The organism is Enterobacter sp. 18A13 (assembly GCF_007035975.1).
GTDB lineage: Bacteria > Pseudomonadota > Gammaproteobacteria > Enterobacterales > Enterobacteriaceae > Enterobacter > Enterobacter vonholyi.
In genome coordinates this window covers 1,176,815-1,191,950 of record NZ_AP019634.1, presented here as the reverse complement: position 1 = coordinate 1,191,950, position 15,136 = coordinate 1,176,815, and the positions used below count along the sequence as shown (strand labels likewise).

The window sequence follows — 15,136 nt, the reverse complement described above, 5'->3', positions numbered from 1 at the left end:
CAGATTCGGCTCTTATTCCCTGAAACCGTCTCGCAAAAAACTTATTTCCCCTGCGCCGCCAGCCACGCCATCGCCCGCTCCCCGGCCTCATCCACCGGCAGATACACCAGCAACCGCGAGCCGTTTCGCGGCGCGGAATACCAGTACATCTGCTGCAGCGTAAAATCCCCCAGCTCGGGATGGGTAAACAGCTTGAGCTGGTTCTCCACGCCGCGCACGTCGTTGCGCTGGTGCCACAGGGTTTTAAACTCTTCGGACACCGCAAAGAAGCGCGCCAGTTTGGCCTCCCACAGAGGATCGCCCCGGTGTTCGGCCATCGCCGCCCGGAAATAGGAGACAAAGATGGGCAGCACGTCGTCGCGTCTGCCGAGGCGGGCGCGCCACGCCGGATGGGTGAGGAACAGATAAATACAGTTGCGATCTTCGGGAGGGATGTCATTGAAATCGACGCCCATCAGATGCCCGAAGCTGTCGTTCCACGCCACGATATCGAAGTTCGGTTTCTGAATGCTGGCGGGTTTCGGCATCAGCGTATCCAGCAGGCGGCGCGTGCCTTCGCTGATGCCCTCGCAGCAGACCGCCTGCGGCGCTTCACCCGGCGGTAAACCGGCTAATACAAACAGGTGCCGGGCTTCAGTTGGGGTACATTGCAGCGCTTTTGCCACGGCCGCCATCACCGCGCTGGACGGATTGACGTCCCTGCCCTGCTCAAGCCAGGTGTACCAGGTCACGCCCACGTCAGCGAGCATCGCCACCTCTTCCCGGCGCAGACCCGGCGTGCGGCGACGACCGCTGCGCGGCAGGCCGAGACGCTGCGGATCGAGGCTTTCACGCCGGGCGCGTAAAAATGCCCCGAGCTGTTTTCGGGTGTCATCCTGAAGTGAGACGACAGGTTCAGACATCAGCGCCATAAATCCCCCTGCATGGTAGTGCCAGTACCAGTATAAGCAAGAACTGGTACCCGTTTATCTGATGGTAGATGCTACGACCATCTGCTGAATGACGCAATGGAGTTACCATGAATACGTCAGTTGTTTCACCGGGTCGCGCTGGCCTGATATTGCTGTTAACCGGCCAGATGCTGCCGATGATTGATACCTCAATCACCAACGTGGCGCTGGACGCCATTACCCATTCACTGCACGCTACCGCCACCGAGCTGGAGCTGATCGTCGCGCTCTACGGCGTGGCCTTTGCCGTCTGCCTCGCGCTCGGCAGCAAGCTGGGGGATAATTTTGGCCGTCGCCGTCTGTTCATGTGGGGTGTGGCGAGCTTTGGCCTGGCCTCGCTGCTCTGCGGAATAGCGGGGAACATTGAACAGCTGCTGGCCGCGCGCATCGTTCAGGGCGCGGGTGCCGCACTCATCATGCCGCAAATTCTTGTCACGCTGCACGTGACGCTGAAAGGTACCGCCCACGCAAAAGCCATCAGCCTGTTTGGCGGCATCGGTGGGATTGCGTTTATCGTCGGCCAGATGGGCGGCGGCTGGCTGGTGTCGGCGGATATCGCCGGGCTGGGCTGGCGTAACGCCTTCTTTATCAACGTGCCGATCTGTCTGGTGGTGCTGGCGCTAAGTCGCCATTTCGTACCCGAAACCCGTCGCGAGACGCCGTCACGCATCGACTGGACCGGAACCGTGCTGCTGGCGATCATTCTTTGCTGCCTGCTGTTCCCGATGGCGCTCGGCCCACAGTGGCACTGGTCGTGGCCGCTGAAGGTTATGCTTCTCGCCATTATTCCGCTGGGCTGGCTGACGGCGCTGAATGCGCGCAAAAAGGAGCGTGAGAATGCCCACCCGCTGATCCCGCCGCGCCTGCTGCAGCTTCGCAGCGTTCGCTTTGGCATTCTGATTGCGATGCTCTTTTTCAGCGTCTGGTCCGGGTTTATGTTCTGTATGGCGCTCACCATGCAAACCGGTCTGGGGATGGCCCCATGGCAGTCCGGAAACAGTTTTATCGCCCTTGGCGTGACCTACTTTGTTTCGGCCTGGTTCGCGCCGCGGCTGATTGCCCGCTACAGCACCAGCACTATTCTGCTGACGGGTCTGGCAATCCAGATTATCGGCCTGCTGGCTCTGATCGCCACGTTCCGCATTTGGGGCGTGGAAAATACCCCCCTGACGCTGGCACCCGCCACCGGACTGGTGGGCTACGGTCAGGCGCTGATCGTGAACAGTTTCTACCGCATCGGGATGCGCGATATTCAGCCTGACGATGCCGGGGCCGCGAGCGCCATTCTCAGTACCCTGCAGCAGGCCGCGCTGGGGCTTGGCCCGGCCATTTTCGGCGCGATTTTGCTCCACGCGCTGCAGAACCATCACGGGGATTACACCCAGGCGGTGAACGTCTTCCTGATGGTGGAAACGGCGATGATGGTGGTGCTTGCCCTGGCGACGCTGCGCATCCGCCATCGCCTGTGCCTGCCGGTGGTAAAGGTCTGCCAGGCCACCAAATAAGCCCGTGAATTTGCATAATAGATCCGCAGCCGCCATTATGGGGCTGCATCAATACAGGAGACGTTATGCAGGAATTAATTGCTCAGGTTGAAGAGTTAGGCATTGAAATTAATCACACCACCTCTTTAGTGATTATCTTTGGTATTATTTTTCTTACCGCCATCATCGTTCATTTTATTCTGCACAAAGTGGTGCTTCGCGCTTTCGAAAAACGCGCGCAGGCCAGCAGCCATTTGTGGCTGCAGATCATCACCCAGAATAAATTATTTCACCGTCTGGCCTTCACCCTTCAGGGGATAATCGTCAACGTTCAGGCGGTACTGTGGCTGCAAAAAGGCAGCGAAGCGGCGGAAATTCTCACGACATGCGCAAAGCTGTGGGTCATGGTGTATGCCCTGCTCTCCTTCTTCTCGCTGCTGGACGTGATTTTTAATCTGTCGCAGAAAATGGCCACCGCATCACAGCTGCCGCTGAAGGGGATCTTCCAGGGCATCAAGCTGGTGAGCGCCATCCTGGTGGGGATATTGATTATCTCCCTGCTCATCGGCCAGTCCCCGGCGATTCTGATCAGCGGTCTGGGCGCCATGGCTGCCGTTCTGATGCTGGTGTTTAAAGACCCGATACTCGGACTTGTGGCGGGGATTCAGCTTTCCGCCAACGACATGCTCAAGCTCGGCGACTGGCTGGAGATGCCGAAATACGGTGCCAACGGCACGGTGACGGACATCGGCCTGACCACCGTTAAGGTGCGAAATTTCGATAATACGATTACGACCATTCCGACGTGGGCGCTGGTCTCCGACGCCTTTATCAACTGGAGCGGCATGTCGGCCTCCGGCGGTCGACGCATTAAGCGCAGCCTGAACATTGATACCACCAGCATTCATTTTCTCGACGAGCAGGAACAGCAGAAACTTATTCAGGCGAAACTGCTTAAGCCCTATCTGGCCGCTCGACATGAGGAAATAAACCTGTGGAATCAGAAGAACGGTGAAGGAGAATCGGTATTAAACCTTCGCAAGATGACCAATATCGGCACCTTCCGCGCCTACCTGAACGAATATCTTCGCAACCACCCGCGCATTCGCAAAGATATGACGCTGATGGTGCGTCAGTTGGCGCCTGACGCGAATGGCTTGCCGATTGAAATATATGCCTTTACCAATACGGTGGTCTGGGCAGAATATGAGGAGATACAGGCCGACATCTTCGACCATATTTTCGCGGTGGTGGATGAATTTGGTTTGCGTATTCACCAGTCGCCGACGGGGAATGATATTCGCTCCCTGTCGGGGGTCATCGTCAGATAATCAGTTTCGGACACCGGGCGTGAAGGCAGGTGCGGTCTGGTGCCCTCACCCCGGCCCTCTCCCACGGGGAGAGGGTGAAAAGCAGATCACTTTTTTCGGGATAGCTTAAACGCCACAAACAGGAATATAACCCACACCGGCAGCAGCATCGCGGACAGGCGCATCTCATCCATGGTGCACATCAGCACCAGAATCAGCCCCAGGAAAGCGATACAGATGTAGTTCCCCGCCGGGTAAAGGAGCGCTTTGAACTGCGTTTCGCGTCCCTTGCGGCGCATCGCGGCGCGAAAGCGCAGGTGCGCCAGGCAGATCATGATCCAGTTCAGCAGCAGCGTGGCGACAACCAGCGCCATCAGCAGGCCGAAGGCCTCTTTCGGCAGGAGGTAGTTGATCAGCACCACCAGCGACGTGATGGCCCCTGACAGCAACAAAGAGTTCACCGGCACGCCGCGACGGCTAACGCGGGTTAAAAAGCGCGGTGCGTTGCCCTGTACGGAGAGGCCAAACAGCATACGGCTGTTGGAGTAAACGCCGCTGTTATAGACCGACAGCGACGCCACCAGAATGACGAAGTTCAGCGCCGAGGCGACCACGTTGCTGTTCAGATCGTGGAAAATCATCACGAACGGGCTGCTGTCGGACTTCACTTCCACCCACGGATAGAGGGCCAGCAAGACCACCAGCGAGCCGATGTAGAACAGCAGGATCCGATACACCACCTGGTTAACCGCTTTGGGAATGCTTTTATGCGGGTCGCGCGCTTCGGCGGCGGTAATGCCAATTAGCTCCAGCCCACCGAAGGAGAACATGATCACCGCCAGGGAGAGAATCAGCCCTTTCCAGCCGGTGGCGAGGAAGCCGCCGTGCTGCCACAGGTTGTCGATCGTGGCGCGCTCGCCGCCGTGGCCAGAGAACAGCAGCCACAGGCCAAAGCCGATCATGCCGATAATCGCCAGCACCTTGATCAGCGCAAACCAGAATTCGGTTTCGCCATACAGGCGGACGTTGACGAGGTTAACGGCGTTAATAATGATGAAGAAGGCCGCCGCCCAGACCCACGTCGGGACATCCGGCAGCCAGTACTGCATATAGATGCCTGCGGCGGTTAACTCCGCCATCCCCACCAGCACGAACATTACCCAGTAGTTCCAGCCGGACAGGAAGCCGGCAAACGGGCCCCAGTATTTATAAGCAAAGTGCGCGAAGGAGCCTGAAACCGGCTCTTCAACGACCATCTCGCCAAGCTGGCGCATGATCAGGAAGGCAATAATCCCGGCGATACCATAACCCAGCAGAACCGCCGGGCCAGCCATCTGAATAGCGGGGCCTATGCCGAGAAACAGCCCGGTACCGATTGCGCCGCCAAGGGCAATTAACTGAATATGTCGATTTTGCAACCCACGTTGCAGCGTCGGATTCTGATCCGACGAGGCTTCGGCGCTACCATGGCCTGAAGCGGATGACGCGTCTTTCACGTCCTACCCCTGTCTCTTTTTTAGAAGGGGCACGTTTTAACACTTCATGCTGGAGGTAGCAAGGGATTGGGGCATCCCTGCCCCGGATAACGAGATGGAACGCTTAGAATTCGTAGCCAACCGAGACCTTAAAGGTGCGCGGTTCGCCCTGCGTAATATAGGTACCGGAATCGTCCACGCTGGCCCAGTAGTTTTCATTGGTCACGTTGTCGATGCCCGCGCGCACGGTCATCTGGTTTGCATTGTGGTTCACCGCGAAGCGATAGCGCATCCCCAGATCCAGCGTGGTGTAGCTGTCCAGCTTTTTGGTGTTTGCAAGGTCAGCATATTGCGCGCCGGAGTGATTCACGCGGGCGGTGGCAGTCAGGCCGTCAATCGGCTTAATGTCGTACTCTGCGCCCAGCACGGCGTAAAAGTTCGGAATACCGATCGCATCGTTACCCTGATTTACGCCGTTTTTGGTTTTGGTTAGCTCAGCCTGCAGCCAGGTAGCGCTGGCGTTCAGACGCATCCCCAGCATTGGCTCGCCGAAGACGTTCAGCTCCACGCCACGGTTACGCTGTTCAGCGTCAAGGCCGTAGTGACCGCTGTCGTCGAGGATCGCCGACGGCATTTTGATTTCGAACAGCGCAAGCGAGCCGCCTACGCGGCCAAAGTCCGCCTTCACGCCCACTTCATTCTGCTTAGAGTGAACGATACCGGTGCTCTGGCCGTAGTTGGTGGCGGTATTAGGCGCGGTTTTGCCCGGCTGCAGCGCTTCGGTATGGTTGGCATAGAGGGAAAGCGTCTCCCACGGCTTGTAGACCACGCCGTAGGTTGGCATCCAGCGGCTGCCGTCGAAGCCATCCGCCGCGTTTTCCGCACCGGTAATTTTGTTATACCCGCGAATGACCACCTTCTGGTGGCGGGCGCCTGCGGTGAACAGCAGTTTGTCGTCCAGTACGCCCAGCGTATCGCTCAGCAGCCAGCCCTGTGTGCGCGTGCGTCCGCTGGTCAGCGGGTCGCTGTACTTTCCGCCGGAGCCGTTGAAGTTGCTGCTGTCCGGCATATCGACGCCGGTATTGTGGTAGATGTTGGTGGTCGGGTTATCCTTCGCAGCCGACATTTTCCACGCGATTTTTTCGTTTTTGGTCATCGCCGAATAGCCGACATTGACCTTGTGCGAGATAAAACCGGTATCAAAGTTACCGCGAATGCCCGCCATGCCGCTGACGGAATCGCTGATACGGTTGGTATCAAGGCGGCTGGCCGTTGCCTTACCGCTTTTATCGACCAGCTTCGGCGCGCTGTAGATCCCTTCCTCGTGCGCGTGCTGCGCGCCCAGGCCGGTGTAGGCGGTCCAGCCGTCGGTGATGTCGTACTCGCTGCGCCACATCCCGAACTCGTTTTCGATGTCGCTGTAGGCCCACTTCTGAGAGAAGTTGCGATCGTTTTTCGGCGGCTCGGGTACGAAATCCACCGCGGAGATATTGACGCTGATCGGGCTGCCGTGGAAGGTTTTCTTCTGATAGCCGAGATCCAGCGAGGTGCGGAAGCGGTCACCGCTGTAATCCAGGCCGGTAGAGAGCAGCGTGGTGCGGCGGCGGTCATTCGGTATGCCGGTTTCCCCTTCGCGATGGACCAGGTTCACCCGCGCGCCAAACTGGTCGCTGTCGCCGTAGCGACGGCCCGCATCCAGCGTGGTGCCAATCTGGGAATCAGAGGTATAGTCGATGCCCACTTTCGCCTGCGGGAGTTCGCCCGCGTGTTTGGGCTCAAGGTTGATCATCCCGCCCACGCCGGAGCTCGCCGCGCCGTTCATCAGCGAGTTGGCCCCTTTGAAGATCTCGATGCGATCGACCATCTGGGTATCTACTACCTGCCGCGGCAGCACGCCGGACAGACCGCCAAAGGTCATGTCGTCACCGTCAAACTTCAGGCCGCGGATGCGGTAGGTTTCCGCGCTGTTGCCATACCCCTGAACGAACTGCACGCCCGCGTCGTTAGCGACCACGTCAGCAATGGTTTTCGCCTGCTGATCTTCCACCAGCTTTGAGGTGTAGCTGATGATGTTGAACGGCACGTCCATGGCGTTCTGCTGGCCCAGCATTCCCATGCGTCCGCCGTTCGCCACCTGTCCGTCAAGGAAGGCCGGTACCAGCTGGTCGCCACCGGGTTTGAACTCGCTGGCAGGCTTAGCCTGCACGATGAGGGTATCTTCTTTTTGATCGTCAGCCGCGAAGGCGGAATGTGTTATTGCGCCAACGGCGAGCGCCAGCAGCGTTTTGTGTATGTTGGTGTTGTTCATCGTTAACTCATTTGAAAGTGCGCGCAAAAATGACCCGTTGTCGGGCCTTAGAATGTGTTTGCTGAAATGCAAATGAGAACTATACGCATTATAAATGCATTAGCAAGTGTAACCGCGTTCATGAGGAGGTATGGCGAGAAAAGAGGGTGAACAACCACCCCGTTTCGGGGTGGCTGCAATGACGTTATTTTTTCTTGTAGATATTGGCCGTACCGTGAATTTTATTGTTGGTGTTCCCTGAAGTGAGCACCAGGACATCCGCGCCTTTCTTATCGGCTTTCTCAATCAGTTCTTTTTTTGCATCATCCACCGATACTTCATTCGAGGTGTTTACCGTACCGATTTTTTTATATTGAGATGCAACTTTTTTGAACTCGCTTTTAGTGAGTAGCTGTGCAGCAAAAGCATTGGTTGTAAACAGTAACGCCGTTCCCAACAAAATAGCAGTCGTCTTTTTCATAACCTTTTTCCTTGAGATTAATCAGCAACTACGAAAAACCTCACGCATTGCGGTGAGGTTTTATGAGCATGGTAGAGAATCTCAGAGAATGCCATACCTTCGGGAAAAATCTTTTATAACAACCCGTTGCATGAAATTACTAACGAATATTAAGAATATTCGAATACACGTGCGGTGCCAGCAATATCAATGCGTACCGTCGTGCCAGGGTTCCATCCTGGCTGGCTGACGGTCTTCAGGGTCACGGGCTCGTGCTGCCCGGCGAGCCCAAGGGTGAGCGTCGACAGCTGGCCGGTGAAGTCCACATCAAGAATCGAGATTGGGCTTTCATGGGAGGCACATGCCGTCACGCTCAGCTGTTCCGGGCGCAGCATCACTCTGCCCTGCCCTGTAGCCTGCGCGTTGTCCGTGGGCACCTCACCCAGGGCGCACAGGGCGTAGCCCGCGGTGAGCTGCGCAGGCAGGATCAGCGCATCGCCAAGAAACAGCGCCGTCTCTTCGTCAACCGGACGGGTGTACACCTCATAAGGCGTCCCGACCTGCGTGAAGCGCCCGGAGCGCATGACCGCGACCTGCGTGGCAAAGGACAACGCTTCGTTCTGATCGTGGGTGACCAGAATCGAGGCCACGCCCGCTTCGGCCAGCAGATCGGCCGTGGCTTTACGGGTCATGGCGCGCAGGCCGGTGTCCAGCGCCGAGAAAGGTTCATCCAGCAGCATCAGTGAAGGACGCAGGGCCAGCGCACGGGCAAGCGCCACGCGCTGCTGCTGTCCGCCGGAAATCTCATGGGGCCAGTGCGTTGCGAGCTGCCTGTCCAGAGAGACCATCTCCATCAGCGCCTCAACGCGCTGGCGCTTCTCGTGGCGGGTACCGTCCAGCCCCCAGGCAATGTTGTCTGCCACATTAAGGTGGGGGAAAAGCGCCCCTTCCTGAGGTACAAAACCGATCCGGCGCAGGTGGGCGGGAACAAAGTTGTTTTCATCAAACAGCGTTCTCCCCTGCATGACAATACGTCCGGTGTCGGGCGTTTCGAACCCGGCAAGAATACGCAGCAGCGTGGTTTTCCCCGACCCGGACGGCCCGACAATCGCCGTCCTGCTCCCCGGCGCAACGCTCAGGTTTAAGCTGTCGAGCACCTGCACATCAGAAAACGATTTAGAAATGGCGGTTAATTCAAGCATGTCATAGCCCTGCAATTTTCTTCGACTGCATATAGAGAATGGCGGTCAGCGGGAGTGAAATCAGGATCATCAGCATCGCGTAAGGGGCGGCGGCAACATAGTCAATTTCACTGGTTAGCGCCCAGAATCCGGTGGAGAGCGTGCGCGTGCCCAGCGGAGAGAGCAGCAGCGTGGCGGTCAACTCGTTGCTGACGCCGAGGAAAACCAGCGCGGCCCCCGCTGCCGCACCCGGCGCGGCCAGCCGCATCGTGACGCTCCAGAGCGCCTTCGCGGGCGTGCTGCCCAGGCTGCGCGCCACGTTTTCCAGCTCAACCGGCGCCTGAGCAATCCCCGCCCGCAGGTTGATGAGCGCACGGGGCATAAACATCAGCAGGTAGGCCAGGAACAGGGTAATTTCCGTCTGGTAAATGGGACGGGCGTAATGAATAGTGACGGTGACCAGCGCCAGCGCCGTGACTATGCCCGGCAGCGAACTGGTGATATAGATGCACCCTTCCAGCATCCGGAAGATGCGGTGTGGATAGCGGATACCGAGCCACGCGATGGGGATCACGCACACGGTCGTGAGAAGTGCGCCGCCCACGCCGAGCATCAGCGTCTGGCGCAGGGAGTGCCAGAGATCGGCACTCATCCAGTTTTGCGCGCCGCCGAGCCAAACCCAGCGACATAGAACAATTAACGGCACGCCCAGCGCCAGCACGATCAGCACGATGAAAAACAGCTGACCCAGCGCGGCCGCCGCAGGCTTCAGCGGCCAGCGTTTCTGCTCGCGCGCGGCCCCGGCGCCAATTCGCGCGTAGCGGGCTTTTCCACGCGTCACGCCTTCCAGCATTAATATAGCCAGGCAGCACAAGGCCAGCACGCCCGCCAGCATGTTTGCCGCCGGGCCGCTGAAGGTAGACTGAAACTGGTCATAAATGGCCGTGGTGAAGGTATCAAAGCGGATCATCACGTACAGGCCATATTCCGCCAGCAGGTGCAGCGCCACCAGCAGCGCGCCGCCGCAGATAGCCAGCTTGAGCTGGGGCAGCACCACACGGAAAAAGACCTTCCACGGCGGCGTGCCGAGCGACGCGGCGACATCTTCAAGCGTCGGATCAAGGCGACGCAGCACCGCCGCAACCGGCATATAGATAAACGGATAGTACGCAAGAACCGAGAGGAACACGCCCGCGGAAAGCCCATGCATGGACGGGACAACGCTCACCCAGGCATAGCTTTGCACAAACGCCGGAATGGCCAGCGGAGCGACCGCCAGCGCGGACCAGATGCCCCGTCCGGCAAGCTGCGTGCGCTCTGTGAGCCAGGCTATCACCACGCCCGTCACGATACACAGCGGAACCGCCAGGGCCGTCAGCCACAGCGTGTTGCCGAGCAGCTCAGCCACACGCGGGCGAAACACCAGCGCCTTAATGGTTTCCCAGCCGGTCTCAATGCCAATGGCAATGATAAAACCCAAAGGCAGAAGCGCCATTAATGAAAACAACACAGCTAACGCAACCATCGGCAGTGCAGGACGCCTGCGGACAGGCTCCTGCACTCTGTTTTTTCCGATGTCGAGACTCAGACCAGACATAAGACGTTCACTTCACTCTCAGGATCACAGCAGACCGGCTTGCGTCATCAGCTCGATAACTTTTTTACTGTTGAGCGTTGAAGGTTCAACTTTCGGTGCATCAAGATCTTTCAGCGGAACCAGTTTCGGGTTGGAGGCCGCGTTCACGCCCACTGCATACTCAAAGGCGTTGTTGGTACGCAGACTTTCCTGACCTTCTTTGCCGGTAATGTACTTGATGAAGGCCTGCGCCTGCGCTTTGTGTTTGCTGGACGCCAGCACGCCACCGCCGGAAAGGCTTACGAACGCGCCCGGATCCTGGTGTTTGAAGTAGTAGAGCTGAGTGTTTTTGCTGTTTTCACCGGTTTTGGACTGGTCGACAAAGCGGTAGTAGTGATAAATCACGCCGCCATCAATCTGGCCGGCATTGACTGCCTTCATCACGGTGCTGTTGCCTTTATAGGCAACGAAATTGGCTTTCATCGCTTTAAGCCATTCCAGGGTGGCCTTCTCGCCCTTCAGGGCCAGCATCGCGCTCACGATGGCCTGGAAATCCGCGCCTGAAGGAGATGCCGCCCAGCGGCCTTTCCACTCGGGTTTCGCCAGATCCATCAGCGACTTAGGCAGCTGCTGTTCGCTGAGTTTTGCCGGGTTATACACAAATACCGTGCTGCGGGCGGCAATGCCGATCCAGCGGCCGTGCGCAGGACGATATTCCGCCGGTACCTGCTTCAGGGTGTCTGGATCCAGCGGCGCAAACAGGTTTGCATTATCCACCAGCACCATGGACGGCGAGTTCTCCGTCAGGAATACGTCTGCCGGCGACGCGCTGCCCTCCTGCACCAGCTGGTTACCCAGCTCGCTGTCATCACCATTACGTAGAGTGACTTTAATACCGGTTTCTTTAGTAAAACCGTCAACCCACGACTTCACCAGGTTTTCGTGCTGCGCGTTATAAACAACGATACCTTCGTTGTTATCGGCGGCAACCGCTTGTGCGGAAAGGAAAAGGGAGGAAGACAACAAGGCAAGCGAGAAGCAGGACAGCAGGCGAGAATTCATGAACATATCCTTAATAGACCAACGGGAGTAACCACTCATAGCTTTGTGGGACAGGATTAAAGCATACAACAACGCTAATGATAATTAGTATCAATCGAGTTTAGTCGTAAAAGTGTAAAATTTCTTTTTAGCAGATTTTAGAATGATAAAAATCCAAATTTTAATGAGAGATAATTATTAGATTAAGAAAACCTTAAGCCTGCCTATAATAAATTAATTAGCCTTCTATTTATTATGACGCGAAGGTAAATCTGTTATTCATGCGCCCGGCAGATATAAAAGCCCCGATATTGCGGGGCTTTGTATGCTTATCCGGAGGTAGCTAAATTTATAAGGCTACTCATTTAAAAAGCATCACATAACCGCATGAGGGGCATACGCAGGATAGGTGAAGAACAATAAATGCACGCCGTTCAGCCCAAAATGGAATAACGTTGCAACCCAGAGCCTGCCGCTCCACATCCACGCCAGGCCGTAAATAATGCCGGAGAGGCTGGCAAAAATAATCAGCAGTAAACCGCCGCTATAATGCATCAGCCCAAAGATGACTGAGGCAATCAACAGCGCTACAACAGGATGAACGATCCGGGACAAGCGCTGCTGAAGGTAGCCTCTGAACAGAGCTTCCTCGGCCAAAGAGACGAAGAAAATATTCGCAAGGGCAAATTGCGCGAACCATTCTGGCGCATGTGGCTCAATTCTCAGCCCGCCCAACGCCACAGCCAGAAGTAACAGCGCGGGTACCGCAAGTACCAATATTCCCCAGCCGAGCTTGCCAATTTTATAGAGGGGTTTTGCTACGAATAGCGTTGGCATGCACGTAATTAAAAAGAACGGCACCACCGCCTTGTCCATATTAAAGTACATACTGAACGGTATGCTTTGCGGACCAACGACGACAGCATCCAGCACTTTGGGATTATGGAAGCCCGGGAGCACATGCATAACCAGGGCAACGGCGATGACCACGCACAGGCCTTCGACCAGATATGTGTATTTATTATTTTTATTACGTAGCCATTCAACAACAGACCAGCCAACAACGATTGATGCAATAACCAGCAGCGCCGGGGCGTCAAGAATACTCTGTTTCCAGCCGAGAAATGCCGTTAATCCCAGCATCAGGTAAGCCAGGCTTTTATTAAGAGAGAGTGCGGCAAGCGAAGTTGCGAGTAGATACCACATAAATGTCCTTCATGACCGGTAAGTTTTAGGGGTGATGTCCCAAATATGTCCCACAATGGAAATCAGGAGGATGTGAAGGAGGCGTAACTCTATGAAATTAAATGGCACGCCCTGTAGGATTCGAACCTACGACCTACGGCTTAGAAGGCCGTTGCTCTATCCAACTGAGCTAAGGGCGCACTGAGAAGTGTGTACTTCGCGGTGGTGAAACGCGAAGAATTATACGGTCAATGGCAGGTGAGTCAATGCCTTTTCCGTTTTCAGAGTCAATTACCGCTAGCCGATTGTAAATACGGCTATTTTCTCAACATTTTGTCCTGTTTCACCGTAAAATTTAGCGCTGCGAAAAGGCTTAGTTGCATTTAAGTAACGCCTGCTGTTTTCCCGAACGTCAGCTCGTCACACTAGAGTCAGGTATCCCGGCCGCCTGGAGGCTGACAGACAACAGGACAATGGAGTGACAGCGCAAAACCTGATCGATACGCCCCCCCGGTTACAGTACATATCTCAGGACATCGTCGGCATTAAGCTTGAGCCCATCGTCGCCCTTACCTCCTTACGTCAGGTTGGCGTCGAGGTCCTTAGCGTTCTGGCCGACACGCGGCACAGTGAGGACTTTTTTTGCGATCGGTCCGCAGACTGGTCGATAACGCTGCTTGAAGCGCAGCTTGCCGCGTTAAAAAATACGCCGCACGGTCATAACCTTTTTATTAATCTGCCGATAACCGTTCTGACAGAGCCCACGTCTTTTCAGCGACTTATAAGATTATCCTGCGTGCCGCTCAATATTGAGTTTGTCGACCCCGCGTCCATTTTGGCGCTTTCCGTCGCACAGAAGCAGTTCGTGGTTCAGAATCTCCATCAGTTGAGCAGACGAGGGCACGCAATCTGGCTGGACGACATCGATGACGTCTTAGTGCAGTCGTTTTTATCCTTTCGACTCCCGTTAAACGGCATCAAAATAGATAAGGAAGCATTCTGGCGTTTACGCGACACCCCTGAGTTGAGGCAACTGGTTTCCCTTTGCTTTCAGCTTGCCGGGAAAGTGCTTATTGAAGGTATTGAGACTGAACGCGATCGTACCTGTGCACTGCAGGCAGGCGCAGATCTCGGCCAGGGGTATTACTGGCCGTCCTGGACATGGCCGGAGGATTAGAAAGCCATTTCCAGGAGGGAGACCATGCGAATGACAGTGCGCCGTTACCGGCGGCGGCGTACAGGAAGTGATGCACTGGGATTTACGCGCTCACCTTTTGCTCCCCCCTTTTTCGACCGGCTCGAATTCTTGAGCCAGTCCATCAGCCAGCCCCGCAAAACAGACGCCCCTTTTATCCTTCTGGTGACTGAGGATCACTACCTGCGCACCGGTTTTCTCAACGGGCAATTTCCCCTGAGCAGCTGCTGCGACTACGCCACGCTGGACGATGCCCTCATCGCTCAGACGCAGTGGCCCTCAGCCCGTCTGGTCGTGGATATTGAAAGCCGGTCCACGGGGCTTCTGGAGAAACTGGATCAGTTGAGACGGCATAGTCTGTTTCCTCCGTTCCTGACGCCCTGGCTGTTGGTCAGGGCCGATAATTACGACACCCGCCTCTTCTGCAAAGCGGCAGGTCCCTTTCATGTTCTCGAACGCCAGCTGAATGCCGCTGCGCTCCAGCAGAGCCTGCTGGATACCCTCCCTCCGCAGGGTACGGAGAAAGACTGGTTTTCGCGCAACGAATGGCCCATCCTGCAGGAGCTTTCCCGGGGCAAGACATTACGTCAGATTGCCCTTATGCAGAATCGTCCCTATAGCCGTATTATCTATCGTCTCAGCTGCATTCTGGTGAAGCTCGGGCTGAGCCATCGTCAGGAATTACTGCATCTTCTTAATAACCTCTCAGACTGCACATTTTCACTCACGTCCTAACCCCTTATTTCCTAAAGCTGTTTAGGAATTTACTTACCACTTGCGTTGCATAAATGTTAATTTTTAACAATTAAATCGAATTTATAACTATTCCTAATTTAAGGACGCGAACATTGTGAAATGCCACAGAATGAACAAACGGCAGCACTTTACTCCATCCGTTAAGTGAATGCAGATAGCGTTAACAAGATGATAATGATGTAAAAACAAGCAGCTTAGCGACAACGTCCGGGAGGAAAAAGCAAAGCGGATAGCAT

The 15,136-nt window shown here is 55.9% G+C and carries 12 protein-coding genes and 1 tRNA gene; 4 read left to right on the top strand and 9 right to left on the bottom strand.

Annotated features, from left to right (window positions below; all coding sequences use genetic code 11):
* Window positions 1-41 precede the first annotated feature (41 nt).
* On the bottom strand, window positions 42-911 hold the full coding sequence (locus tag FOY93_RS05810) for a helix-turn-helix transcriptional regulator (RefSeq protein WP_104949205.1): 870 nt from the start codon (window positions 909-911) through the stop codon (window positions 42-44).
* A gap of 107 nt (window positions 912-1,018) precedes the next feature.
* Here FOY93_RS05810 and FOY93_RS05805 point away from each other — a divergent pair, with 107 nt between their 5' ends.
* Together FOY93_RS05805 and FOY93_RS05800 are read left to right on the top strand one after the other, a co-directional pair.
* A complete protein-coding gene (locus FOY93_RS05805; RefSeq protein WP_136195311.1) occupies window positions 1,019-2,455 on the top strand; it encodes an MFS transporter in 1,437 nt (478 codons plus the stop codon).
* A gap of 65 nt (window positions 2,456-2,520) precedes the next feature.
* Complete coding sequence (locus tag FOY93_RS05800) at window positions 2,521-3,765, top strand: mechanosensitive ion channel family protein (protein ID WP_133293931.1); 1,245 nt, start codon at window positions 2,521-2,523, stop codon at window positions 3,763-3,765.
* A gap of 86 nt (window positions 3,766-3,851) precedes the next feature.
* Here the strand turns inward: FOY93_RS05800 and pheP are convergent, their stop codons facing one another.
* The 8 genes from pheP to FOY93_RS05760 all read right to left on the bottom strand — a co-directional run bounded on the left by pheP (window position 3,852) and on the right by FOY93_RS05760 (window position 13,149).
* Window positions 3,852-5,240, bottom strand: a complete 1,389-nt coding sequence (gene pheP / locus FOY93_RS05795) for a phenylalanine transporter (RefSeq protein WP_115874408.1) — start codon at window positions 5,238-5,240, stop codon at window positions 3,852-3,854.
* 103 nt (window positions 5,241-5,343) lie between these two features.
* Entirely contained in the window at window positions 5,344-7,527 is a 2,184-nt protein-coding gene (locus FOY93_RS05790; protein ID WP_133293930.1) for a TonB-dependent receptor, read from the bottom strand.
* Window positions 7,528-7,711: 184 nt separating this feature from the next.
* A complete protein-coding gene (gene yahO / locus FOY93_RS05785; protein ID WP_023310654.1) occupies window positions 7,712-7,987 on the bottom strand; it encodes a DUF1471 family periplasmic protein YahO in 276 nt (91 codons plus the stop codon).
* A gap of 149 nt (window positions 7,988-8,136) precedes the next feature.
* On the bottom strand, window positions 8,137-9,168 hold the full coding sequence (locus FOY93_RS05780; RefSeq protein WP_143344781.1) for an ABC transporter ATP-binding protein: 1,032 nt from the start codon (window positions 9,166-9,168) through the stop codon (window positions 8,137-8,139).
* Window position 9,169: 1 nt separating this feature from the next.
* Window positions 9,170-10,744, bottom strand: a complete 1,575-nt coding sequence (locus tag FOY93_RS05775) for an ABC transporter permease (RefSeq protein ID WP_168708019.1) — start codon at window positions 10,742-10,744, stop codon at window positions 9,170-9,172.
* A 24-nt stretch (window positions 10,745-10,768) separates the two neighbouring features.
* Window positions 10,769-11,785, bottom strand: coding sequence for an iron ABC transporter substrate-binding protein (locus tag FOY93_RS05770; RefSeq protein ID WP_133293927.1), 1,017 nt, complete (start codon window positions 11,783-11,785; stop codon window positions 10,769-10,771).
* Between the two features lie 354 nt (window positions 11,786-12,139).
* Complete coding sequence (locus tag FOY93_RS05765; protein ID WP_136195308.1) at window positions 12,140-12,970, bottom strand: CPBP family intramembrane glutamic endopeptidase; 831 nt, start codon at window positions 12,968-12,970, stop codon at window positions 12,140-12,142.
* A 102-nt stretch (window positions 12,971-13,072) separates the two neighbouring features.
* Window positions 13,073-13,149, bottom strand: a tRNA-Arg gene (locus tag FOY93_RS05760).
* A 278-nt stretch (window positions 13,150-13,427) separates the two neighbouring features.
* Between FOY93_RS05760 and FOY93_RS05755 the strand changes: the two genes are divergently transcribed.
* Both FOY93_RS05755 and FOY93_RS05750 read left to right on the top strand, forming a co-directional pair.
* The gene (locus FOY93_RS05755; protein WP_133293925.1) at window positions 13,428-14,126 is read left to right on the top strand and encodes an EAL domain-containing protein; all 699 of its coding nucleotides are present in this window, start codon (window positions 13,428-13,430) and stop codon (window positions 14,124-14,126) included.
* 24 nt (window positions 14,127-14,150) lie between these two features.
* Window positions 14,151-14,879 (top strand): helix-turn-helix transcriptional regulator, encoded by a 729-nt coding sequence (locus tag FOY93_RS05750; RefSeq protein WP_111963361.1) that lies wholly within the window; start codon window positions 14,151-14,153, stop codon window positions 14,877-14,879.
* The last annotated feature ends 257 nt before the right edge of the window (window positions 14,880-15,136 follow it).